The 23993-nt window shown below is 71.6% G+C and carries 20 protein-coding genes; 16 read left to right on the forward strand and 4 right to left on the reverse strand.

The annotated features are described in order from the left end of the window. Positions 1-244: 244 nt before the first annotated feature. The 6 genes from ACIOGX_RS32715 (at position 245) to ACIOGX_RS32740 (ending at position 6930) form a co-directional block, all read left to right on the forward strand. Positions 245-568, forward strand: coding sequence for an integration host factor (locus tag ACIOGX_RS32715; RefSeq protein ID WP_030355512.1), 324 nt, complete (start codon positions 245-247; stop codon positions 566-568). 38 nt (positions 569-606) lie between these two features. Beyond that, the gene (gmk, locus tag ACIOGX_RS32720; protein WP_356513854.1) at positions 607-1170 is read left to right on the forward strand and encodes a guanylate kinase; all 564 of its coding nucleotides are present in this window, start codon (positions 607-609) and stop codon (positions 1168-1170) included. Positions 1171-1247: 77 nt separating this feature from the next. Continuing rightward, positions 1248-1520 carry a DNA-directed RNA polymerase subunit omega gene (rpoZ, locus tag ACIOGX_RS32725; protein WP_030355514.1) on the forward strand — a complete coding sequence of 91 codons (273 nt, stop codon included), beginning with the start codon at positions 1248-1250 and terminating at the stop codon, positions 1518-1520. A gap of 190 nt (positions 1521-1710) precedes the next feature. Beyond that, the gene (locus tag ACIOGX_RS32730) at positions 1711-3012 is read left to right on the forward strand and encodes a bifunctional phosphopantothenoylcysteine decarboxylase/phosphopantothenate synthase (RefSeq protein ID WP_356513852.1); all 1302 of its coding nucleotides are present in this window, start codon (positions 1711-1713) and stop codon (positions 3010-3012) included. Positions 3013-3424: 412 nt separating this feature from the next. Then, positions 3425-4633: a methionine adenosyltransferase gene (gene metK / locus ACIOGX_RS32735; protein WP_356513850.1), complete on the forward strand. Its 1209-nt coding sequence runs from the start codon at positions 3425-3427 to the stop codon at positions 4631-4633. A gap of 152 nt (positions 4634-4785) precedes the next feature. Beyond that, positions 4786-6930: a primosomal protein N' gene (locus tag ACIOGX_RS32740; RefSeq protein WP_387378434.1), complete on the forward strand. Its 2145-nt coding sequence runs from the start codon at positions 4786-4788 to the stop codon at positions 6928-6930. A gap of 184 nt (positions 6931-7114) precedes the next feature. Here ACIOGX_RS32740 and ACIOGX_RS32745 read toward each other — a convergent pair whose 3' ends face one another. Beyond that, a complete protein-coding gene (locus ACIOGX_RS32745) occupies positions 7115-7639 on the reverse strand; it encodes a hypothetical protein (RefSeq protein ID WP_356513846.1) in 525 nt (174 codons plus the stop codon). Positions 7640-7868: 229 nt separating this feature from the next. Here ACIOGX_RS32745 and fmt point away from each other — a divergent pair, with 229 nt between their 5' ends. Both fmt and ACIOGX_RS32755 read left to right on the forward strand, forming a co-directional pair. Continuing rightward, positions 7869-8807, forward strand: a complete 939-nt coding sequence (gene fmt / locus ACIOGX_RS32750; protein WP_401918233.1) for a methionyl-tRNA formyltransferase — start codon at positions 7869-7871, stop codon at positions 8805-8807. A 103-nt stretch (positions 8808-8910) separates the two neighbouring features. Then, positions 8911-10344, forward strand: a complete 1434-nt coding sequence (locus ACIOGX_RS32755) for an RsmB/NOP family class I SAM-dependent RNA methyltransferase (protein ID WP_401918235.1) — start codon at positions 8911-8913, stop codon at positions 10342-10344. 28 nt (positions 10345-10372) lie between these two features. On the opposite strand, the gene ACIOGX_RS32760 is transcribed toward ACIOGX_RS32755, so the two are convergent. Then, complete coding sequence (locus ACIOGX_RS32760) at positions 10373-12172, reverse strand: TIGR03086 family metal-binding protein (RefSeq protein ID WP_401918237.1); 1800 nt, start codon at positions 12170-12172, stop codon at positions 10373-10375. 316 nt (positions 12173-12488) lie between these two features. On the opposite strand from ACIOGX_RS32760, the gene rpe reads away from it, so the two are divergent. From rpe to ACIOGX_RS32780, 4 genes are all read left to right on the forward strand, one after another. Continuing rightward, a complete protein-coding gene (gene rpe / locus ACIOGX_RS32765) occupies positions 12489-13172 on the forward strand; it encodes a ribulose-phosphate 3-epimerase (protein WP_356513838.1) in 684 nt (227 codons plus the stop codon). Positions 13173-13290: 118 nt separating this feature from the next. Beyond that, on the forward strand, positions 13291-14340 hold the full coding sequence (locus ACIOGX_RS32770; RefSeq protein WP_356513836.1) for a sugar-binding domain-containing protein: 1050 nt from the start codon (positions 13291-13293) through the stop codon (positions 14338-14340). A gap of 333 nt (positions 14341-14673) precedes the next feature. Then, positions 14674-16122, forward strand: a complete 1449-nt coding sequence (locus ACIOGX_RS32775; RefSeq protein WP_401765031.1) for a GuaB1 family IMP dehydrogenase-related protein — start codon at positions 14674-14676, stop codon at positions 16120-16122. 189 nt (positions 16123-16311) lie between these two features. Further along, positions 16312-17178, forward strand: a complete 867-nt coding sequence (locus ACIOGX_RS32780) for an RNA polymerase sigma factor SigF (RefSeq protein ID WP_401764532.1) — start codon at positions 16312-16314, stop codon at positions 17176-17178. A 144-nt stretch (positions 17179-17322) separates the two neighbouring features. Here the strand turns inward: ACIOGX_RS32780 and ACIOGX_RS32785 are convergent, their stop codons facing one another. After that, complete coding sequence (locus ACIOGX_RS32785; RefSeq protein WP_401918240.1) at positions 17323-17730, reverse strand: ATP-binding protein; 408 nt, start codon at positions 17728-17730, stop codon at positions 17323-17325. A gap of 160 nt (positions 17731-17890) precedes the next feature. On the opposite strand from ACIOGX_RS32785, the gene ACIOGX_RS32790 reads away from it, so the two are divergent. The 3 genes from ACIOGX_RS32790 to ACIOGX_RS32800 all read left to right on the forward strand — a co-directional run bounded on the left by ACIOGX_RS32790 (position 17891) and on the right by ACIOGX_RS32800 (position 21315). Beyond that, on the forward strand, positions 17891-18364 hold the full coding sequence (locus tag ACIOGX_RS32790; protein WP_356513830.1) for an Lrp/AsnC family transcriptional regulator: 474 nt from the start codon (positions 17891-17893) through the stop codon (positions 18362-18364). Between the two features lie 186 nt (positions 18365-18550). Next, positions 18551-19399 (forward strand): carbon-nitrogen hydrolase family protein, encoded by an 849-nt coding sequence (locus ACIOGX_RS32795; RefSeq protein ID WP_401918242.1) that lies wholly within the window; start codon positions 18551-18553, stop codon positions 19397-19399. A gap of 194 nt (positions 19400-19593) precedes the next feature. Then, positions 19594-21315 carry a flavin monoamine oxidase family protein gene (locus ACIOGX_RS32800; protein WP_401918244.1) on the forward strand — a complete coding sequence of 574 codons (1722 nt, stop codon included), beginning with the start codon at positions 19594-19596 and terminating at the stop codon, positions 21313-21315. Between the two features lie 113 nt (positions 21316-21428). Here the strand turns inward: ACIOGX_RS32800 and ACIOGX_RS32805 are convergent, their stop codons facing one another. Beyond that, positions 21429-22358, reverse strand: a complete 930-nt coding sequence (locus tag ACIOGX_RS32805) for an LLM class F420-dependent oxidoreductase (RefSeq protein WP_356513824.1) — start codon at positions 22356-22358, stop codon at positions 21429-21431. 316 nt (positions 22359-22674) lie between these two features. On the opposite strand from ACIOGX_RS32805, the gene ACIOGX_RS32810 reads away from it, so the two are divergent. Beyond that, positions 22675-23952, forward strand: coding sequence for an alginate lyase family protein (locus ACIOGX_RS32810; RefSeq protein WP_401765028.1), 1278 nt, complete (start codon positions 22675-22677; stop codon positions 23950-23952). Positions 23953-23993 lie beyond the last annotated feature (41 nt).

The raw sequence follows: 23993 nt of genomic DNA on the forward strand, positions 1-23993 counted from the left end.
GGACGCCGCCGGGACGCCGATGAAGAGATTCTTGGCCGAAAAGCTGGGCAATATGCCTGAAATGTACGGCCCGATCGACGTTGACCAGGACTTTTCGTCTGTTCTCGCTGACTCCGGCGGCCATGGCCGCTAGTCTCCGTCGAGAGCCAACGTGCAGTGCGTTGCCCGTTGCTCGCCTGGTGTGGGGCGATTAGGTTCCTCACCGGTCCGTATCCGACAGTTCGACATCCGAGGTGACGTAGGCGTGGCTCTTCCGCCCCTTACCCCTGAACAGCGCGCAGCCGCGCTCGAAAAGGCCGCCGCGGCTCGCCGGGAGCGGGCCGAGGTCAAGAATCGACTCAAGCACTCCGGCGCCTCCCTCCATGACGTCATCAAGCAGGGTCAGGAGAACGACGTCATCGGGAAGATGAAGGTCTCCGCACTGCTCGAGTCCCTGCCCGGCGTGGGCAAGGTCCGCGCCAAGCAGATCATGGAGCGGCTCGGCATCTCCGAGAGCCGCCGAGTGCGTGGTCTTGGCTCCAACCAGATCGCCTCCCTGGAGCGCGAGTTCGGCGGCAAGGCCGCCTGACGTTCCCGGGCACTCCCGGGAACCTGGATAATCGCTGCATGGCAGCAGAGGTACGACCGCGGCTGACCGTGCTCTCCGGCCCCTCCGGGGTCGGCAAGAGCACGGTCGTCGCCCATATGCGCAAGGTCCACCCCGAGGTATGGCTCTCGGTGTCGGCCACCACCAGAAAGCCGCGCCCCGGCGAACGTCATGGCGTCCAGTATTTCTTCGTCACCGACGATGAATTCGACAAGCTGGTCGCCAATGGTGAGTTGCTGGAATGGGCGGAGTTCGCGGGCAACCGCTACGGCACACCGCGCCAGGCGGTCCTCGACCGGCTGGGCTCGGGCGAGCCCGTGCTGCTGGAGATCGATCTCCAGGGCGCACGGCAGGTCAAGGAGTCGATGCCCGATTCCCGGCTGGTCTTTCTGGCGCCCCCGGGCTGGGACGAGCTGGTACGCCGGCTCACCGGCCGTGGCACGGAATCGCCCGAGGTGATCGAGCGGCGTCTGGAGGCCGCCAAAGTGGAGCTGGCCGCCGAGTCGGAGTTCGATACGACGCTGGTCAACACCTCGGTCGAGGACGTCGCGCGCGAGCTGCTAGCCTTGATGGCAGTTGCATGATCTTTTGTGGGATTTCCTTCCATCGTGAATCCCGCGATTACCGGTTTCTCCCTGAATTTTCTTCGGAAGGCTAGAGAGTGTCCTCTTCCATCACCACGCCCGAGGGCATCATCAACCCGCCGATCGATGAGCTGCTCGAGGCCACGGACTCGAAGTACAGCCTCGTGATCTACGCGGCCAAGCGCGCGCGCCAGATCAACGCGTACTACTCGCAGCTCGGTGAGGGCCTGCTTGAGTACGTCGGCCCGCTCGTGGACACCCACGTCCACGAGAAGCCGCTTTCGATCGCCCTGCGTGAGATCAACGCGGGTCTGCTGACCTCCGAGGCCATCGACGGCCCCGCCCAGTAGGCGTACACACTCTTCGGTACAGGCTTTTCACCACAGGCCCGGCGGTACGACCGCCGGGCCTGTGGTGTGTCATGTCCCTAGGGCCGGGGACGGACGACTGCGGACGAGGGCCGGCGGTGGACGAGCGCCGGGTACGGACGCGCGCCGGGTACGGCGAGAGCCGGGTACGGACGAGAGAGGTGGAGACACGGTGGACAAGCCGAAGGTCGTTCTGGGGGTCGCGGGCGGGATCGCCGCGTACAAGGCGTGCGAGCTGCTGCGACGGCTGACCGAGTCGGGCCATGACGTACGGGTCGTACCGACCGACTCGGCGCTGCACTTCGTGGGGGCGGCCACCTGGTCGGCCCTCTCCGGCCACCCGGTCTCCACCGAGGTCTGGACCGATGTCCACGAGGTGCCGCATGTGCGGATCGGGCAGTCCGCCGATCTGGTCGTCGTCGCGCCGGCCACCGCCGATCTGCTCGCCAAGGCGGCGCACGGGCTCGCCGACGACCTGCTGACCAATACGCTCCTCACCGCCCGCTGTCCGGTCGTCTTCGCGCCGGCCATGCACACGGAGATGTGGGAGCACCCCGCCACGCAGGAGAACGTCGCGACGCTCCGCCGCCGTGGCGCCGTCGTCATCGAGCCCGCCGTCGGCCGCCTCACCGGCGTCGACACGGGCAAGGGGCGGCTGCCGGAACCGGGAGAGATCTTCGAGGTCTGCCGGCGCGTGCTGGCGCGAGGAGTGTCCGCACCGGGCTCCGCCGACCTCGTATCCGGTTCCGCCGACTCCGTATCCGGCTCCGCCGTCGTACCCGGCTCCGTGGCCGACCTGGCGGGACAGCATGTCGTGATCAGCGCGGGCGGCACGCGCGAGCCACTCGATCCGGTGCGCTACCTGGGGAACCGTTCCTCCGGGAAGCAGGGATACGCCCTTGCCCGTACGGCGGTGGCGCGCGGCGCGCGGGTCACCCTGATCGAGGCGAACACCGGGTTCACGGACCCCGCGGGTGTGGACGTGGTCCACGTCGGGACCGCCGTGCAGCTGCGCGAGGCCGTGCTGAAGGCCGCGGCGGAGGCCGACGCCGTGGTCATGGCGGCGGCCGTGGCCGACTTCCGGCCCGCCTTCTACGCCGCGGGAAAGATCAAGAAGAAGGACGGCGAGGAGCCCGCGCCGGTGGAGCTGGTCCGCAACCCGGACATCCTCGCCGAGATCTCCGCCGAGCGGGCCCGCCCCGGACAGGTGATCGTGGGCTTCGCGGCGGAGACGGACGACGTCCTGGCCAACGGCAGGAAGAAGTTGCGGCGCAAGGGGTGCGACCTGCTCGTGGTCAATGAGGTCGGGGAGCGGAAGACCTTCGGGGCCGAGGAGAACGAGGCGGTCGTGCTCGCGGCGGACGGCGGCGAGACAGCGGTGCCGTACGGCCCCAAGGAAGCGCTGGCGGATGTCGTCTGGGACCTGGTGGCGCCGCGGCTGAGGGCCCGAGGGCCTGAGGGCCTGAGGGTCTGAGGGGCCGAGGGGCGCCGGAGGCCAGGGGGCTGGGAGCGGGGACACGGGGCGGGGCGCGGCGGAGGGGCGTACGCCGGGCGCGCGCGGAGGCCCGGCCGCGCCTTGATCGCGTCGGCTGAACGCGAAACGTGCTGCGCGTGAATTCTTTGTTGCCCCTCTCTCGCCCCGTTCCCGGGGGAATCTCCGCGGTGCCGGGCCAAAATCCGGAGAATCCCGGCGTAGCGCCCCCTGGCCAGGGTCGATCGGCGTATCGCATAATGCAGAGCCGCGGGCGCGGGACTCCCACAGATCGAGACACTTGCCCCCGTGGCCCGATTCGACCGATAAAGTGGTCGTGGACCGTCGCGGGGCTGCAGCCCTCCGCCGGTCCGCCCATGATCAGCCAGCAGCCGCTGCAACCACAGGGAGCGATGTGTCCCGCCGTCTGTTCACCTCGGAGTCCGTGACCGAAGGTCACCCCGACAAGATCGCTGACCAGATCAGCGACACCATTCTTGACGCACTCCTGCAGGAGGACCCGTCCTCCCGGGTCGCCGTGGAAACCTTGATCACCACCGGTCTGGTGCACGTGGCCGGCGAGGTGACCACCAAGGCCTACGCGCCGATCGCCCAGCTGGTGCGCAACAAGATCCTGGAGATCGGTTACGACTCCTCGAAGAAGGGCTTCGACGGCGCCTCCTGCGGCGTCTCGGTGTCCATCGGCGCTCAGTCGCCGGACATCGCGCAGGGTGTCGACACGGCGTACGAGAAGCGCGTCGAGGGCGACGAGGACGAGCTGGACAAGCAGGGCGCCGGCGACCAGGGCCTGATGTTCGGCTACGCCTGCGACGAGACGCCCGAGCTGATGCCGCTCCCGATCCACCTCGCGCACCGGCTCTCGCGCCGCCTCTCCGAGGTCCGCAAGAACGGGACCATCCCGTACCTGCGCCCGGACGGCAAGACGCAGGTCACCATCGAGTACGACGGCGACAAGGCCGTCCGTCTCGACACGGTCGTGGTCTCCTCGCAGCACGCCTCGGACATCGACCTGGACTCGCTGCTCGCCCCCGACGTGCGTGAGTTCGTCGTCGAGCACGTGCTCAAGGAGCTCGTCGACGACGGCATCAAGCTGGACACCGAGGGCTACCGTCTGCTGGTCAACCCGACGGGCCGGTTCGAGATCGGCGGTCCGATGGGCGACGCGGGCCTGACCGGCCGCAAGATCATCATCGACACGTACGGCGGCATGGCCCGCCACGGCGGCGGCGCCTTCTCCGGCAAGGACCCGTCCAAGGTCGACCGCTCGGCGGCGTACGCGATGCGCTGGGTCGCGAAGAACGTCGTCGCGGCCGGTCTGGCCTCGCGTTGCGAGGTCCAGGTCGCCTACGCGATCGGCAAGGCGGAGCCGGTCGGTCTCTTCGTGGAGACCTTCGGTACGGCCACGGTCGACACGGACACGATCGAGCAGGCCATCGTGCAGGTCTTCGACCTCCGCCCGGCGGCGATCATCCGTGACCTCGACCTGCTGCGCCCGATCTACGCGCAGACGGCGGCGTACGGCCACTTCGGCCGCGAGCTGCCCGAATTCACCTGGGAGCGCACGGACCGCGTGGACGCCCTGCGCAAGGCCGCGGGAGTCTGACCCTTCGGGGTTCGTCCCCTTGAGATGTGCCGTTGAGGCCCCGGACCGCACGACGGTCCGGGGCCTCAACCGTGGGTTCCCGCTTCGCCCGCTACTCCTCCTGTCTCCCTGTGAGGCGGGGGGTGTCGGTGCTGTCTGGTAGGTATGAAGCTGTGAGCAGCGACGACAGGCAGGCCGAGGATCCCGCCGGGGGTGGGCCTGAGCAGCTTGCGCTGATTCGGGAGAGCGTGCGGAAGGCCAAGGTGCCGCGGGCGAAGCCGCGGACGTGGCGGGGGGCCGCGCTGGCCGGGGAGTTGCCGGTCGCGCGGGTGGTGGTCAACAAGGGCGTGCTGCATCTTGATCAGTTCTTCGACTACGCCGTGCCCGAGGAGCTGGACGAGGCCGCGCAGCCGGGGGTGCGGGTGCGGGTGCGGTTCGGGGCCGGGGCGCATCAGGTGCGGGGCGGGCGGCGTGAGGGCGGGCGGCTGATCGACGGGTTCGTGGTCGAGCGGCGGGCCGAGTCGGACTACTCCGGGCCGCTCGCCGCGCTCGCCGATGTCGTGTCGCCCGAGCCCGTGCTCAGCGCGGAGCTGCTGGGGCTGGCCCGTGCCGTTGCCGACCGGTACGCGGGAAGCCTGGCGGATGTGCTCCAGCTCGCGATTCCGCCGAGGAACGCGCGGGCCGAGTCGAAGCCCTCCCCCGAGCCGCTGCCGCCCCCCGCCGCGCCGGAGGCCGGGAGCTGGGAGCGGTACGTCAACGGGCCCGCCTTCCTCGCCGCGCTCGCCGGCGGTGGTGCGCCCCGGGCCGTGTGGACCGCCCTGCCCGGTCCCCAGTGGGCCGACGAGCTGGCGCGCGCCGTGGCGGCCGCGCTGGCCTCGGGGCGGGGCGCGCTCGTCGTCGTACCGGACGGGCGGGTCGCCGCTCGGGTCGACGCGGCGCTGACGGCGCTGCTCGGCCCAGGGCGGCACGCGCTGCTCACGGCCGAGGCGGGGCCCGAGAAGCGTTACCGGGAGTGGCTCGCCGTACGGCGCGGAGCGGTCCGGGCGGTCGTCGGGACCCGCGCGGCCATGTTCGCGCCGGTGCGGGACCTGGGACTGGTGGTGATCTGGGACGACGGCGACGGCAGCCACAGCGAGCAGCACGCACCCCAGCCGCACGCCCGCGAGGTACTGCTGCTGCGGGCCGCGCACGACAAATGCGCCTTCCTGCTGGGCGGCACGTCCTGCACCGTCGAGGCGGCCCAACTGGTCGGCACCGGCTGGGCGCTGCCCCTCGCGGCCGGCCGCGAGCAGGTGCGTACGGCCGCGCCGCTCGTGCGCACCGTCGGCGACGGCGAGCTGGCGCGGGACGAGGCGGCGCGCGCCGCGCGGCTGCCCAGTCTCGCCTGGCAGGCCGTCAGGGACGGACTGAAGACCGGGCCGGTGCTGGTGCAGGTGCCCCGGCGCGGCTATGTGCCCCGGCTGGCCTGCGAACGCTGCCGTACGCCCGCCCGCTGCCGGCACTGCGCGGGGCCGCTGGAGGCGCCGCGGGAACGGGAGTTGCACTGCGGCTGGTGCGGCCGGGACGAACCGTCCTGGCACTGCGTGGAGTGCGGGAACACCCGGCTGCGCGCCCGGATCGTGGGGGCGCGGCGGACGGCGGAGGAACTGGGACGGGCGTTCCCGGCCGTCCCCGTCCGTACCTCGGGACGCGACCACGTGCTCGATTCCGTCCCCGGCCGCCCCGCCCTCGTGGTCAGCACCCCCGGCGCCGAACCGGTGGCGGAGGGCGGCTACGCGGCCGCGCTGCTCCTCGACGGCTGGGCCATGCTCGGGCGGCCTGACCTGCGGGCAGGGGAGGAAGCCCTGCGCCGCTGGATACAGGCGGGGTCGCTCGTACGCGGACAGAGCGAGGGCGGCACGGTGGTCGTGGTCGCCGAGCCGACGCTCCGGCCGGTGCAGGCGCTGGTGCGCTGGGATCCGGTGGGGCACGCGCAGCGCGAGCTGGCGGAACGGGCCGAGCTGGGGTTTCCGCCGGTGTCGCGGATGGCGGCGGTGCTGGGGCGGGGGGAGGCGGTGGCCGCGTTTCTGGCGGCTGCCGGGCTGCCCGTCGACGCGGAGGTGCTGGGGCCTGTGCCGATGCCGGTCACGGATCCGGGCAGGCCGCGCCGGGCGGGTGACGCGCCGGTGGGGGAGCGGTGGGAACGGGCGCTGGTACGGGTACCGCCGGGCAGCGGGGCCGCGCTCGCCGGGGCACTGAAGGCGGCGCAGGCGGCGCGGTTGGCCCGGGGCGGGGGGGACCCGGTACGGGTGCGGATCGATCCGCCGGACATTGGGTGAGTTGCGCCTCCCGGCACGGGGTGTGTCGTGGGGCCGGGGGCCGGGGCCTCCGGAGGTGCGTGTCCGGACTGCGCTGCGGTTTACGTCCGGACACGCACCTCCTCCGACCCCGACCCCCTCCCCCGGTGGGCACGCTCGCCCTCGCGCACGGCCGGGGGATCGGAGGCCCGGGTGCGGGTGGCGGTCAGCCGCCCCTCGGGCCCGGGAAGACGTTCGGGCGGGGTTCCTCACGGAGGGATTGCGTGCCGGCCGTCGGCTGCGGTGGCATCGACCGGGCCGCCGGTACCGCGGCCGGCACCGTGGTGCGGGGCGTCGCGGGGTCCTGCGGGCGGTCCGCCTCGGGCGCGGTCGGCTGCTGGGCGGTACGGCGCGTACCGTAACGACGGTGCACCGCCTGCTTGGTGACGCCGAGCGCCGAACCCACCGCGTCCCAGGAGAAGCCCAGCGAGCGGTCGAAGTCCACCGCGGCGGTCACCAGGGTCTCTACGCTGTCCCTCAGCTCCTGCGCGAGCCGTACGGTCGGCGCGGGTGCTCTGCCGTACACGACGAAGCCCGTCGAAGGACCCGATCGCCGCGGGCGGTAGACATTGCCCAACTGGGCGGTGAGGGTGCGCAATGCGTCCACCTGCCGCCGGACCCGCTCGATGTCGCGCACCAACAGGTGCAGACTTGCTCGGGCTTGTGCGTCGTGGGTTGCGTGGTCGGCCATGAACAAGCCTCTCGAACCGGCGTTGAAAAGGATCCGGGCCGCACCGGTGCGGCCCGTGCTGGTCAATCTCCCTTGACAACGCGCCACCTGGCGTTGTGGTCACGCTGCGGGGGCGTATGCGCATATGCGCGGGGCGCGTGGGCCGTCGTACGCCCCCTGACGTCATGGCCCATAGACTGGTGCGCTGCCCGATCACCGCACTTTCAGCCCGAGAGGCAGTCAGCCACCGATGAAGCTCGTCTTCGCCGGCACCCCCGAGGTCGCCGTACCCGCCCTGGACGCACTCATCGCCTCCGAACGGCATGAGGTCGTCGCCGTCGTGACCCGGCCCGACGCCCCGGCCGGGCGCGGTCGCAGGCTGGTCGCCAGCCCTGTCGCCCAGCGCGCGGAGGAGGCCGGCATCGAGGTGCTCAAGCCGGCGAAGCCGCGCGAGGAGGACTTCCTGGCCCGGCTGCGCGAGATCGCGCCCGACTGCTGTCCGGTCGTCGCGTACGGTGCGCTGCTGCCGAGGGTCGCCCTCGATGTGCCGGTCCACGGTTGGGTGAATCTGCACTTCTCGCTGTTGCCGGCCTGGCGCGGTGCCGCGCCCGTGCAGCACGCCGTCATGGCGGGCGACGAGATGACCGGCGCGTCCACCTTCCAGATCGAGGAAGGGCTGGACTCCGGACCGGTGTACGGCGTGATCACGGAGCACGTACGGCCCACCGACACCAGTGGTGATCTGCTGACCCGGCTGGCCTTCGCGGGCTCCGGGCTGCTCGCGGCGACCATGGACGGGATCGGGGACGGCTCGCTCAAGCCCGTACCGCAGCCCGCCGAGGGCGTCACGCTCGCACCCAAGATCACGGTCGAGGACGCGCGGGTGGAGTGGTCCGCGCCCGCGCTGCGCGTGGACCGGGTGGTTCGCGGCTGCACACCGGCGCCCGGCGCCTGGACGGTCTTCCGCGGGGAGCGGCTCAAACTGATCCACCTGGGGCTGCTGCCGGAGCGTACGGAGCTGGTGCCCGGGGCGCTCGCCGTCGGCAAGAACAACGTGTACGTGGGCACCGGATCGCACGACGCCGAGCTGCTGTGGGTGCAGCCGCAGGGGAAGAAGCCGATGCGCGCCGCCGACTGGGCGCGCGGGGTGCGGATCGCCCCGGGCGAGCGGCTCGGGCAGGAGCGGTAGACGCGTACGTCCGAGGCGGCGCGGTGCGCCCGGAGGGCGGAAAGGGCGTCGGGCTCACTCGTCTAGGCTGGGAGGGATCAATTCTTCTCACCGCGGAGCACCTTTGAACCAGCAGGCCCCCCGCCGCCCCTCCAAGCCGTATCGCCGCCCCAAGAAGGACCCTGTGCGGCTCCTCGCCTTCGAGGCGCTCAGGGCGGTCGACGAGCGGGCCGCGTACGCGAATCTCGTCCTGCCGCCGCTGCTCAAGAAGGCGCGCGAGAACAGCGGCTTCGAGGCACGGGACGCGGCGCTGGCCACCGAGCTGGTGTACGGGACGCTGCGGCGCCAGGGCACGTACGACGCGATCATCTCGGCCTGCATCGACCGGCCGCTGCGCGAGGTCGACCCGCCCGTCCTCGATGTGCTGGCCCTTGGGGCGCACCAGCTGCTCGGGACACGGATCCCGACACATGCCGCCGTCTCCGCGAGCGTGGAGCTGGCCCGGGTGGTGCTCGGGGACGGCCGCGCCAAGTTCGTCAACGCCGTACTGCGCAAGATCTCCAGGGACGATCTGGACACCTGGCTGCAACGGGTCGCGCCGCCGTACGAGGAGGACGCCGAGGACCATCTCGCGGTCGTCCACTCGCATCCCCGCTGGGTGGTCTCCGCGCTCTGGGACGCGCTGGGCGGTGGCCGCGCCGGTATCGAGGATCTCCTGGAGGCCGACAACGAACGGCCCGAGGTGACACTGGTGGCCCGGCCGGGCCGCTCGACCGCCGACGAGCTGCTCGATGTGCTCGGTGAGGACTCCGGACTGCACGGCCGGTGGTCGCCGTATGCCGTACGGCTCACCGAGGGCGGTGAGCCGGGTGCGCTCGACGCCGTACGGGAGGGGCGGGCCGGCGTCCAGGACGAGGGCAGTCAGCTGGTCGCGATCGCTCTGGCCAACGCGCCGCTGGAGGGGGCGGACGCGCGCTGGCTCGACGGGTGCGCCGGTCCCGGCGGCAAGGCGGCGCTGCTGGCCGCGCTGGCCGCCGGACGCGGCGCCTCCCTGCTGGCGGCCGAGAAGCAGCCGCACCGGGCCAGGCTCGTGGCCCGCGCGCTGGCCGGAAACCCCGGCCCGTATCAGGTGATCGCCGCCGACGGCACCCGGCCGCCCTGGGTCCCCGGCTCCTTCGACCGGGTCCTGGTCGATGTGCCGTGCACGGGCCTCGGTGCCCTGCGGCGCAGGCCGGAGGCGCGCTGGCGGCGCCGTCCGGAGGATCTGGAGGGCTTCGCGCCGCTCCAACGCGGCCTGCTGCGCGAGGCGTTCAACGCGGTACGGGTCGGCGGCGTCGTCGGTTACGCGACGTGCTCCCCGCATCCCGCCGAGACCAAGGCGGTCGTCGAGGACGTCCTCAAGGGGCGCGGCGGCCCGGCGGTCGAGGCGGAGTGGATCGACGCCAGGCCGCTGATGCCGGGCGTACCGGCGCTGGGGGACGGTCCCGACGTCCAGCTGTGGCCGCATCTGCACGGGACGGACGCCATGTACCTGGCGCTGCTGCGGCGTACCGCCTGACAGCCGGGGGCCGGCGCGGCCGGCTCGGCTACGGCGTCCGTACGACCCGTCTGCCGAGGAAGGCCGCCAGCCGGTCCGTCGCGCTCGACCCGTCCGGCACCGGCGCTTCGGGCGCGAACGAACCGCCCGGGGTCCGGGGCAGCGCGCCGTAGATCTCCCGTACGGAGGGGAGGACGGCCTCCACGGTCTCCTCCGCGAAGCCGGGCCGCTGTCCGGTGGCCATGGCCAGATCCCAGCCGTGCACCAGCATTTCGATCAGCAACTGCTCGACCAGCCTCCGGCCGGGGGCCGGGCCGTAGCGACGCTCCAGCATGCCGGGGCGACGGAAGGCGGTCATCGTCGCCGACGCGGCGGCGCGGAACGCGGCGAGAGGGTCCGCGCCGAGGTGGTCGGCCCCGTGATCGGTGGGCGGTGAGCCCTCGGCCAGCCCGGCCCAGATCAGGTTCTCCCAGACCAGATGGTCCAGCAGGGCGCGTACGTCCCAGTCGGCGCACGGGGTCGGATCGCCGAAGCGGTCGGGCCCCACGGCGGTCACCAGCCGTTCGACCTCGGCCAGTACCGAGGCGAAGGCGTCCACGAGGCCGGTCCCGGGCGGCTCCGGTGCGCCGGGCGCGGCGTCCCCGTCGTAGAGCGCTTCGAGCGCCGTGGCGCGGGCGCCGGGCGTCGGGTTGGTCCTGAGGGCCGTGATCAGCCAGGCGCCGGCCGGGGCCAGGCTCGGCCGCACGGGCAGGCCGTTGATGACACAGACCAGCTGCCAGTACCGCTCGGCGCGGGCGTCGGCGGCCATCTCCAGCTGCTCCAGCAGCCGGGCGCGGGCCGCCGGTCCATCGCGGTCCGGTGCGCCGGGCGTGCCGCTCTGGAGGGGAAGCCACTCCGCCACGACGGCCGTCACCACCGCGTCCGCCGCGGGTGAGTCCGGCGCCAGGCAGCCGTCCATCGCCGCGGACACCCGCCGTACCCAGGCGTCGGTCAGCCGCTCGGCCGCCTCGGCCTGGCTCCTGTCCTCCGCCTGGCTCCCGTCCCCGTCCTGGCTCCCGTTCTGGGCCTGGCTCCCGGCCCCGGCCCCGTGCCCGTCCTCGGCCCCGGTCCCGGTCCCGTGCCCGTCCTCGGCCCCGGTCCCGGTCCCGTGCCCGTCCTCGGCCCCGTTCCCGGCCGTGGGCGCGTGCGCCGTGGACGCGTCGGCCGGGGCGTACCGGGCCGCGTACTCGGCCATCCGCCGCAGCGCCGCGGCCAGGGCCGGATCCCGTACGAGAGCGCTCAGCTCGCACCAGGCGTCGACCTGTTCGGCTGTGGGGTCGGCGGGCAGCTCGGGCAACGCCGCCAGCAGGCCCCGGCCGAAGGACGAGGTCCCGACGTCCCCGAGCGCCTCCGCCACGAACGCGCGGACGATCGCCTCGCGTTCGGCGGCGGACATCCGGACCAGTTCGTCGAGGGCGGTCAGCTCCGCCGCGTCCGCACCGCGACGGGCGACCGACCGGAGCACCGCCTGCCGCAGCCGCAGCGTCCGGATCCGGGCCTCCAGGGCGTCGGCATGTACCGCCGCGACCTCGGGCAGGTCCCGTTCACGGTCGAGAACGTCCCGGATCGTGGACAGGCCGAGACCGAGGTCCCGGAGCGTACGCGCCAGATCGAGACGGGCCACCGCCTCGGGGCCGTACCGGCGGTAGCCGGCCTCGGTGCGGTCGGCGGGCGGCGCGATGCCGAGATCCGACCAGTGGCGGATGAGCTTCACCGGCAGACCGGTGCGCTCGGCCACCGCGCCGATGGTGAGCAGTACGGGTTCCGGTGCGAGATCCGGCGCCGGGGCCGGTACGGGTTCGCTGTGCATGGTGCCACCGTGCGGTCTCCCTCCGTGGGAGAGTCAAGACGGCTGAGCCAGAGCCATGGCGGAAGAAGCCGGACTGAAGAAGCCGGACTGAAGAAGCCGGACTGAAGAAGCCGGACTGAAGGAGCCGAGGCAGGGGAGTCGGGGCGGGAGACCCGGGGCCGGAAGGCCGAGCGGGCGCGTCGGGCCGCTGTTCGGCCGGGCAAGACGCGAGGATTGCGCGGACTGTGCCGTTCCCGCACCGCCTCGCGGCGCATTGGTCCATACCGAGGTCCCCCGGGCGGTCCGGAAGTGGTCCCGGACATGGCAGGCTTGGCACATGGCTCAGATCAACCCCAGCATCCTGTCCGCCGACTTCTCCCGGCTCGCCGAAGAGGCGAAGGCGGTGGAAGGCGCCGACTGGCTTCACGTCGATGTCATGGACAACCACTTCGTGCCCAATCTGACCCTGGGCGTGCCGGTGGTCGAAGCGCTCGGACGGGCGACGGACACCCCGCTGGACTGCCATCTGATGATCGAGGAGCCCGACCGCTGGGCCCCGCAGTACGTCGAGGCCGGCGCCGGTTCGGTGACGTTCCATGTGGAGGCGGCCGCCGCCCCCGTACGACTGGCCCGCGAGATCCGTGCCAAGGGCGCCAGGGCGTCCATGGCGCTCAAGCCCGCGACGGCCATCGAGCCGTACGAGGACCTGCTGCCCGAGCTGGACATGCTGCTGATCATGACGGTGGAGCCGGGCTTCGGCGGCCAGGCGTTCCTGGACATCATGCTGCCCAAGATCCGCCGTACCCGTGAGCTGATCTCCAAGCACGGTCTTGAACTGTGGCTCCAGGTCGACGGCGGGGTCTCGGCCACCACCATCGAACGCTGCGCCGAGGCGGGCGCCGATGTCTTCGTCGCGGGATCCGCGGTGTACGGCACGGACGATCCCGCCGCGGCGGTGCGGATGCTCCGCAACCAGGCGACCGAGGCCACCTCCGCCGCCTCATGGGCGTGCGGTCACTGACCCTCCGCGCGAGCGGACGGGGCTCCGGTGGACCAGTGCGCCACGGGAACATGAACGGCGCCCTTCGGGGCTGATCAAGGATCGCTGGATCTGACAGGATGAACAGCGAGTCCAGAGTGTGAACAGCAGTGAGGAGATCGCGGTGTCTGGTATGTCGGCGGGTCGGCCAGCCCTGCGGATGGGACCCGCGGAACTGGTGCAGGCGGCGGCCATGGCCCGCCGTTTCTACCTGGAGGGCAAGTCCAAGATCCAGATCGCCGAGGAGTTCGGCGTCAGCCGCTTCAAGGTGGCCCGGGTCCTGGAGACCGCGCTGGAGCGCGACCTCGTCAGGATCGAGATCCGCGTCCCGTCCGAGCTGGACGCCGAGCGCTCCGACGCGCTGCGCGCCCGCTACGGACTGCGGCACGCGGTGGTCGTCGAGTCGCCCACGGAGGCCGAGGACGAGTCGCCCGACCCGGAGAACCTGGGCGAGGTCGCCGCCGATCTCCTCGGTGAGCTGGTGGTCGAGGGCGATGTGCTGGGCCTGGCCTGGGGCCGGTCCACCATCCACATGGCCGCCGCGCTCGACCGGCTGCCGCCCTGCACGGTCGTCCAGCTCACGGGCGTGTACGACGCGGGCACCGCCGAGCGCGGCTCGGTCGAGGCCGTACGGCGGGCCGCGCAGGTGTCCGGGGGAGAGGCGCACCCCATCTACGCGCCGATGCTGCTCCCCGACCCGGCGACCGCGGCCGCGCTGCGCAGCCAGACCGGGATCGCGCGCGCCTTCGAGTACTTCGACAAGGTGACCGTCGCCGCCGTCTCCATCGGCTCCTGGGAGCCGGGCATCTCCACGGTGCACGACATGATCACCGAGGAGGAGCGGACCCACTACGCCTCGCTCGGCGTCGCCGCCGAGATGTCCGCGCATCTCTTCGACGCGGAGGGCAGACGGGTCGGCCGCGATCTGGGCGAGCGGTGCATCACGGTCGAGGCCGACCGGCTGCGCCGGATCCCGGAGGTCGTGGCGATCGCGGGCGGGCTGCGCAAGGCGGAGGCGATCGGGGCCGTACTCCGTTCCGGACTGGTCACCAGCCTGGTCACGGACACGGCAGCGGCGGACTTCCTGCTGACGGAGTTCAGCCCGGGGCCGCGGCCCGCGCTGGAGCGGGTCGACCCGGACGAGACCTGACCCGACCGGTCTGCCAGGACCCGGCTTCCATTGACCTGACCTGACCTGACCTGACCTGACCTGACCTGACCTGACCTGACCTGACCTGACTGAGCTGGTCCGTTCGGTTTGTTCGGTCCGATCTGGTCCGGCCTGAGGTGGTGCGGTGTATCCCGGACGGTGTCCGGCGGGTCACCGTCCGGAGCCGGGGGGTTTTGGATCATCGTACGAGGGCACCCCTTCTGAGCTGGATGTTCCTCCCCGGCCGGGTATCCGGTCCGGCATGGGAGAATCAAGTACGTGCGTTTTCCCCGGCTCCACCGACCGGGGCCAACTCCGATCGACTGGGATGTTCTGCACGTGCGTTTTCTCAATGACCTGAAGCCGCCGTACGACCTCACATACGACGACGTGTTCATGGTGCCGAGCCGTTCGGCCGTGGGCTCCCGCCAGGCGGTGGACCTCTCCGCCCCGGACGGCACCGGCACCACCATCCCCCTCGTCGTGGCGAACATGACCGCGATCGCGGGCCGCAGGATGGCCGAGACCGTCGCCCGGCGCGGTGGTCTCGTCGTCATCCCGCAGGACATCCCGATCGAGGTCGTCACCGACGTCATCTCATGGGTCAAGACGCGCCATCTCGTACTCGACACCCCGATCGTGCTCGCCCCCCTCCAGACCGTGGGCGACGCCCTGTCCCTGCTGCCCAAGAGGGCGCACGGCGCGGGCGTCGTGGTCGACGCCGAGGGCCGGCCCGTCGGTGTCGTCACCGACCACGACCTGACCGGGGTCGACCGCTTCACCCAGCTGTCCGAGGTGATGTCGAAGGACCTGCTGCTGATCTCCGCGGACATGGACCCCCGCGAGGCGTTCAACACCCTCGACAACGCCAATCGCAAGATCGCCCCCGCCATCGACTCCGAGGGCAGGCTGGCCGGTGTCCTCACCCGCAAGGGCGCTCTGCGCGCGACCCTCTACACGCCCGCGACCGACGCCCGGGGCAAGCTGCGGATAGCCGCCGCGGTCGGCGTCAACGGCGACGTCGCGGGCAAGGCGGCACAGCTGCTCGACGCGGGCGTCGACACGCTTGTCGTCGATACGGCGCACGGCCACCAGGAGTCGATGCTCTCCGCCATCAAGGCCGTCCGCGCGCTCGACCCGAAGGTGCCGGTCGTCGCGGGCAATATCGTCGCCGCCGAGGGCGTACGGGATCTGATCGAGGCCGGCGCGGACATCATCAAGGTCGGTGTCGGGCCGGGTGCCATGTGCACCACCCGCATGATGACCGGTGTGGGCCGGCCCCAGTTCTCCGCCGTCATGGAGTGCGCGGCGGAGGCGAAGAAGTTCGGCAAGCACGTCTGGGCCGACGGCGGGGTCAGGCACCCGCGCGATGTCGCCATGGCGCTCGCCGCCGGCGCCTCGAACGTCATGATCGGTTCCTGGTTCGCCGGTACGTACGAGTCCCCGGGCGACCTTCAGCAGGCCGCCGACGGACGGCTCTACAAGGAGTCCTTCGGCATGGCCTCCGCCCGCGCCGTACGCAACCGTACGAGCGAGGAGTCGGCGTACGACCGGGCGCGCAAGGCGCTGTTCGAGGAGGGCATCTCCACCTCGCGGATGTTCCTCGACCCGTCCCGCCCCGGGGTGGAGGACCTGATCGACTCGATCATCGCGGGGGTGCGCTCCTCGTGCACCTACGCCGGCGCCGACTCGCTGGAGGAGTTCGCGCGCAAGGCGATCGTCGGTGTCCAGAGCGCCGCCGGTTACGCCGAGGGCAAGCCGCTGCACGCCAGTTGGAGCTAGACGGGACTTCGGGCCCACTCGTCCGGGCCCTGTCCGCTCGGCCCACCGTCCGGCCGCCGTCCCGCGCGGCGGCCGGACGCGGTTGACGACCAGATTTATTTATCCGGCATCCGGCACGCATGAGTGTGCTGGGAGCGGGTACACGCGCTGTGCACTGACCACGGAGCAGGGGAGGACAAAGTGTCCACGGTGAGCACGGTCCCGACCGAAAGCACGCAATACGGAACCCAGCAGCGCGCGGAGGCGGCGGAGCTGGAACTTCCCTACGTGGAGTGCCCGGCGGAAGTGGCGCCCAAGGACGCGCGGGAAATCTCGAAGCTCTTCTTCGCCCGGCTGGTGGAGCTGGAAGAAGGCACCCACGAATACCAGTACGTACGCAACACCCTGATCGAGCTGAATCTGGCGCTGGTCCGCTACGCGGCCACCCGGTTCCGTAACCGCGCGGACCAGATGGAGGACATCGTCCAGGTCGGCACCATCGGCCTGATCAAGGCGATCGACCGCTTCGAGCTCAGCCGTGAGGTGGAGTTCGCGACCTTCGCCGTGCCGTACATCGTCGGCGAGATCAAGCGGTTCTTCCGTGACACCAGCTGGGCCGTGCACGTGCCGCGCCGCCTTCAGGAGCTGCGGATCGATCTGGCCAAGGCGACGGACGAGCTGTCCCAGCGGCTCGACCGCGCGCCCACCACCCCCGAACTGGCCGAGCATCTCGGTCTGGACGAGGAGGAGGTCATCGAGGGTGTCGTCGCGAGCAACGGCTATACGGCCGGTTCGATCGACATGCCGACGGACGACGCGTCGGGCTCCCCGGCTCCGCTCTCGGACCGGATCGGCGCACCCGACGCCGGGATGGAGACGGCCGAGAACGTCCAGGCGCTCAAGCCGCTCATCGAGGAGCTCGACGAGCGGGAGCGGCGCATCCTGCGCATGCGCTTCGGCGACGAGATGACCCAGTCGGAGATCGGTGCCGAACTGGGCGTCTCCCAGATGCATGTGTCCCGGCTGCTGTCGCGGATCACCGGGCGGCTGAGGGCGGGTCTGCTCGCGGTGGAGTGAGCCGCTGAGCCGGTCGCGCGCAGGCGACGTACGAGGGGGGCGCTCCGCGGCTGGAGCGCCCCCCTCGTACGTCCGCTCGCGTACGCCCTCGTCCGCCTGCCGTCGTCGGCTACGCCTGCCGTGGTCGGCCGACGTGCCCGGCGGTCAGACCGGGGCGGGGGCAGGGGCGGGGACCGCCGGCCGCCGCCAGACCGCCTGGACACGCTTGCCCTCCGGCAGCGGCCGTACCTCGACATGGCCCGCGAGCCTCAGCACCATGTGCCAGCCGAACCCGCCGCCCCCGGAGAAGTCGGGCGCGCGGGCGACCGGCGGCTCTGGACTGGAGTCGTCCATCTCCACCGTCAACGTCTCGTCCTCCGCGATGAGATGGAGCCGCCACCACCCCGGGGTGTGCCGGACGGCGTTCGCGACGAGTTCCGAGACGACGAGCAGCACCGCGTCCAGATCGGCCCACGGACAGTGCTGCTGGAGGAATGCGGCGGCGGTGGCGCGGGCCGCCGCACTGTCCCGGTACGGCGAGTCCACGACCACCACATGCGGCTCGTTGCTCATCACTGCCCCATCTACCCCGTTGTCGGTCTTTCACCGGCATCGGCCTCATTCTGATCCCGGCCCGGCGGCCACACATCACCGGGTCCCGCGGACCGTGTTCTACTTCGGTGACGGCCCTCCGCCGCACCTCCGGCCACCGCAGAGAAGTGAACCACCAGCCGTGCGACTCAACGATCTCGACGAACGCATCGTCCATGCCCTCGCCGCGGACGCCCGCCGCTCCTACGCCGATATCGGCTCCCTCGTCGGCCTGTCCGCGCCCGCGGTGAAGCGGCGCGTCGACCGGCTGCGCGCCGAGGGCGCGATCACCGGCTTCACCGTGCGGGTGGACCCCGCGGCGCTCGGCTGGGAGACCGAGGGGTTCATCGAGATCTACTGCCGTCGCAAGACCTCGCCCGAAGCCATTCAACGGGGCCTGGAACGGCTCCCGGAGGTGGTGTCCGCCTCCACCGTCACCGGAGAGGCGGACGCGATCGTGCAGGTCTTCGCCGCCGACATGCGCCACTTCGAGCAGGTGCTCGAACGCATCGCGGGCGAGCCGTATGTGGAGCGTACGAAGTCCGTGCTCGTGCTGTCCCCGCTGCTGAGGCGCTACTCGGGGCTCGAACAGACCGGGACCGGCGCCCACCGCTGAGCGCGACCGATCACGTGTGACGGATCGAGCGCGACGGATCGCGCGCAACGAATCGCCGAGAGCGCCGCGGCACACGCAATGGATCGATGGTCGGCGCGCAACGGTCCCGTCTTGTCCACGCCGCCGGCCGGACCGTAGCGTCAATGACGTCACCCCCGCGTCCCTTCGCACCGCCCGAGGTCAGCCATGCCGCCGCTGCGCACCGCCCTGCTCCAGAGCTCCGGCCGACCCGGTTCGGTCGCCGGGAACCTCAAGGTGCTCGACGAGGAGGCGGCCCGTGCCGCCGCCGCGGGCGCCGGGCTGCTGGTCTGCCCCGAGATGTTCCTGACCGGCTACACGCTCGGCGACCAGGTGCCCCGGCTGGCGGAGCCCGCGGACGGCCCGGGGGCCGCGGCCGTCGCCGAGATCGCCGTACGCCATGGACTCGCGGTGCTGTACGGCTACCCCGAACGCGACGGGGAGCACGGTGGCGAGCGGGACGGCGAGCGCGACCGCGAGCGGATCTACAACGCCGCGCAGCTGATCGGACCCGATGGCACGCGGCTCGCCAACTACCGCAAGACCCATCTCTTCGGCGGCTACGAACGCGAGTGGTTCACCCCGGGGGAGCGGCCCGTCGTCCAGGCCGAGCTGGCCGGGCTGCGGATCGGGATCATGATCTGTTACGACGTCGAGTTCCCCGAGAACGTACGGTCGCACGCCCTGGCCGGTACCGATCTGCTGCTGGTGCCCACCGCCCTGATGCATCCGTTCCCGTTCGTCGCCGAATCCGTCGTGCCGGTCCGGGCCTTCGAGAACCAGATGTATGTGGCGTATGTGAACAGGACGGGCCAGGAAGGCGAGTTCGACTTCGTCGGGCTGAGCTGTCTCGCCGGCCCCGACGGGACCGTCCGGGCGCGCGCGGGGCGGAGCGAGGAGCTGGTGCTCGGAGAGGCGGACGGCGAGCTGCTGACCGCCTCCCGCGCGGCCAATCCGTATCTGCGGGACCGCCATCCCGGGCTGTACACCTCGCTCGTCCGAGCCGACCACTGCTGACGACCACCCCTGACGCCCCCTTCTGACGCCCCCTTCTGACGACCGCCGCTGAGCCGACCCCCACCGGCCCCCAACGGGCCCACCGGGCCGACCGGCCCCACCGGTCCGACCCGAGCCGGCCCGCGCCGCTCCCGCCCGTCCTCGTAGCGGCCGTACCCGCCGCACCAGCCGTACCCGCAAGGAGTCCGTACCCCATGACGTCCACGGTGCCCACCGCCGTCCAGCCCACCGACGCGCAGCCCGCCGCCGTACAGCCGCCGATCACCATGTTCGGACCGGACTTCCCCTACGCGTACGACGACTACCTGGCGCACCCCGCCGGGCTCGGCCAGATACCCGCGACCGAGCACGGCGCCGAGGTCGCCGTCATCGGCGGCGGGCTCTCCGCTCTCGTCGCCGCGTACGAGCTGATGAAGATGGGCCTCAAGCCCGTCGTGTACGAGGCCGACCGGATCGGCGGGCGGCTGCGTACGGTCGGCTTCGAGGGCTGCGACCCGGAACTGACCGCCGAGATGGGCGCGATGCGCTTCCCGCCCTCCTCCACCGCGCTGCGGCACTACATCGATCTGGTGGGCCTGGAGACCCGGCCGTTCCCCAATCCGCTGGCGCCCGGCACCCCGTCGACCGTGGTCGATCTCAAGGGCGAGTCCCACTACGCGAAGACGGTGGACGATCTGCCGCCGGTCTACCGCGAGGTGATGGACGCCTGGACCACCTGTCTGGAGGAGGGCGCGGACTTCTCCGGCATGAACCGCGCCCTGCGCGAGCGCGATGTGCCGCGGATCCGGGAGATCTGGGCCCGGTTGGTCGAGAAGCTCGACGATCAGACCTTCTACGGGTTCCTCTGCGACTCCCCGGCCTTCAAGTCCTTCCGCCACCGGGAGATCTTCGGCCAGGTCGGCTTCGGCACCGGCGGCTGGGACACCGACTTCCCCAACTCCATCCTGGAGATCCTGCGGGTCGTCTACACCGAGGCCGACGACCACCACCACTCCATCGTCGGCGGCAGCCAGCGGTTGCCGCTGCGGCTGTGGGAGGACGAGCCACGGAAGATCACGTACTGGCCGGCCGGGACCTCGCTGTCGTCCCTGCACGAGGGCGCGCCGCTGCCGGCCGTGACCCGGCTGCACCGCACCTCGGGCAACCGGATCACCGTCACGGACGCCTCCGGCCGGATCCGTACCTACCGCGCCGCCGTCTTCACCGCGCAGTCCTGGCTGCTGCTCTCCAAGATCGCCTGCGACGACTCGCTCTTCCCGATCGACCACTGGACGGCGATGGAGCGCACCCATTACATGGAGTCGTCCAAGCTGTTCGTGCCGGTCGACCGGCCGTTCTGGCTGGACCCGGCCGTGGACGACCGGGGCGTGCCGACCGGGCGCGACACGATGTCCATGACGCTCACCGACCGGATGACCCGGGGCACGTATCTGCTGGACAACGGCCCCGACCGGCCCGCCGTCATCTGTCTCTCGTACACCTGGTGCGACGACAGTCTCAAGTGGCTGCCGCTCTCCGCCGAGGAGCGGATGGAGGTCATGCTGAACTCGCTGCGCGAGATCTATCCCACGGTGGACATCCGCAAGCACCTCATCGGCAGCCCCGTGACCGTCTCCTGGGAGAACGAGCCGTACTTCATGGGCGCGTTCAAGGCCAATCTGCCGGGGCACTACCGCTACCAGCGACGGCTGTTCACCCACTTCATGCAGGACCGGCTGCCCGCCGACAAGCGGGGGATCTTCCTGGCGGGCGACGACATCTCGTGGACCGCGGGCTGGGCGGAGGGCGCCGTTCAGACCGCGCTCAACGCGGTGTGGGGCGTGATGCACCACTTCGGGGGTGCCACGGACGCCACGAATCCGGGGCCCGGTGATCTGTACGACGAGCTGGCGCCGGTCGAACTGCCCGAGGACTGACGGTGACGTGGCCCGCTCCGGGAGGGGGGGAGCGGGCCTCGTCGCCGTCGCCGTCGGACGTCGTGCGCGCCCGTCTGCGTCAGGGGCTTCGTCCGACGCGCGCGGCGGGTCCGTCAGACGCCCGCGGCGCGCGCCTCCGCGTACACCTCGGCCGCCACATCGACCAGCTCCGCCGCGTCACGCGTCGTGCTCTGGAGGTCCAGCATGATCTCCGGAACCCCCGACTCCGCGTGTGCCGCCAGGTCCTCGACGATCTGCGCCACACTGCCCTGGAACGGCTGCCGGCCCTCGCCCTCGAACGGCTTGGCGCTGTAGAGCGCGTTGGCACGGGCACAGGCGTCGAGCGGACGCTCCCTGCCGCGCTCGGCGGCCAGCTCCCGCACCTGCCGCCACTGCTCGGTCAGCTGCGCCGCGCCCATGGCCACGGGCACCCAGCCGTCCGCCCGGTCCACCAGGCGCCGGGTGGCGCGCGGGCTGTTCGCGGGCAGAAAGACCGGGATGGGACGGACCGGCTTGGGGCCGACCTCGGACGGCGCGATGGTGGTCAGCTCGCCCTCGTACGAGACCGGGTCCGGGCCCCAGACGGCCGCGCAGACGTCGAGCACCTCGTCCAGGACCGCGCCGCGCTTCTCGAACGGGGCGACGGAGGAGGCGGCGTACTCGTCGAGCGACCAGCCCGTGCCGAGGCCGGCGATCACCCGGCCGCCGCTCGCGACATCGAGCGAGGCCAGCGAGCGGGCCAGCTGGAACGGTACGTGCAGGGGCGCGACCAGGACGCTCGTGCCCAGCCGGGCCCGCTCGGTGGCCGCGGCGGCCAGCGTGAGGGTGATCAGCGGGTCGGCGACGCTCCGGTAATGGTCGGGCCAGGGCAGCCCCGGTACGCCGTACAGCCCCTGGGTGGCGGGCTCGGGGAAGAGGACGCGTTCGAAGACCCAGAGACTCTCGTATCCGGCCTCCTCCGCTGCCCGCGCCACGGCGGGCACATCGCGGCCGAGGCTGTACTGCTTCATCTGCGGAAGACCGAGACCGAGTCTGACCGGCATGTGTGCACTCCTTCGTGCGGATTCGTGCGATCGGTGGGACAACTACCGTAAGGCAACGCCTTGTTGAGCGCTCAACCTTTGGACCTCCCTACGGTACGGTTCCGGCCGCCGGGGGCGGTGCGCGGCGCGCCGTCGCGCGGGGGAGTGGGGTCCGTTCGGTATCCGACGCCGGTCGTCCCCATTCATGAATCGTGCGCAGATCATTGTCAGTGATACCGGTCGCCTCTACGCTCGCACGGCCTCGTTCGTGAATGTAGTTCACGTACATGATTGGAGTGTCTCAGTGAGCGAATCCATCCGACGGCGTCCGGCCGTCATGCTCGCCGTCATGTCCACCGTCGCCGCCGTACTCGCCCCGGCGGTGGCCTTCGCCGCGTCGCCCCTCGCGTCCCAGCCCTCCGGCCGACACCACACGGATCCCGTGGCCCCGCAGACCGTGGTGATCGACGGCAAGCGGATGCGGCAGGCCCGTATCGCCCTCGACCGCGGTGATCCCGCCCTCCGCGCGGCGGTCAAGTCCCTGACCGCGCAAGCGGACGCATGGCTGGGCCAGGGCCCCTGGACCGTCACCGACAAGCCGAGGCCCGCCCCCAGCGGTGACCCGCACGACTACCTCAGCCAGGCTCCGTACTGGTGGCCGTCCCAGCCGAAGACCGACGCCAACCCCTGGGGCTGCCCGTACGTCCAGCGCGACGGCGAGCGGAACCCCGAGGTCGACACCGGCACCGACCGCCCCAACATCGGCAAGGTCTTCAACTCCGCCACCACACTCAGCCTGGCCTGGTACTACACGGGCAAGAAGCGGTACGCGGAGCACGCGGCGCGGATCCTGCGCACCTGGTTCATCGACCCCGCGACCCGGATGAACCCGAACCTCGACCACGGGCAGTTCATTCCCTGCAAGTACGACGGCCGTGCCATCGGCATCATCGACTTCTCCCAGCAGTACACCAGCGTCCTCGACGCCCTCGCGATCCTCGGCACCGGAGCCCCGGGGTGGACCAGCGGCGACCGCGCGGGGATGCGTACGTGGAACAAGGCGTTCCTGGACTGGCTGGTCAACTCGCCCTTCGGCAAGGAGGAGTCGGCCGCCAAGAACAACCACGGCACCTTCATGGACATGCAGGTCGCCGGTCTCGCGCTCGCCACCGGCGACCGCGGGCTCGCGCGGAAGACCGTCCTCGCTGCCCGTGAGAAGCGCATCGACCCGCAGATCGCGGGCGACGGCAGTCAGCCCCAGGAACTGACCCGTACGCGCAGCTGGCACTACTCGACGTTCGATCTGGTCGCCTACACGCGCCTCGCGGCCATCGGGGAAAAGGTCGGCGTCGACCTCTGGGCGTACGAAGGGCCGCAGGGGCAGAGCCTGTTCAAGGCCGTCGAGTATCTGCTGCCGGCCGCGACCGGCGCCGCCCCCTGGCCGCACCCCGAGCTGGAGTTCAAGCGCTTCGCGGCGAGCGACATCGTCCACGCGGCGGCCGACGCGGGGAGCCGCGCGGCCCGCGCCGCGGTTCCCCGCCTGGAGACCCCGCCCGGGGGTGACCTCTGGACACTGCGGCCCGCCGCGGAACAGCTGGACTCCATAGCGGGCTGAGGCGGAAGGACCCGGGCACCCGCGCGGAGGGGTACCCGGGG

Origin of the sequence: Streptomyces sp. NPDC088147 (assembly GCF_044741565.1) — a bacterium.
In the GTDB taxonomy this organism is placed as follows: domain Bacteria; phylum Actinomycetota; class Actinomycetes; order Streptomycetales; family Streptomycetaceae; genus Streptomyces.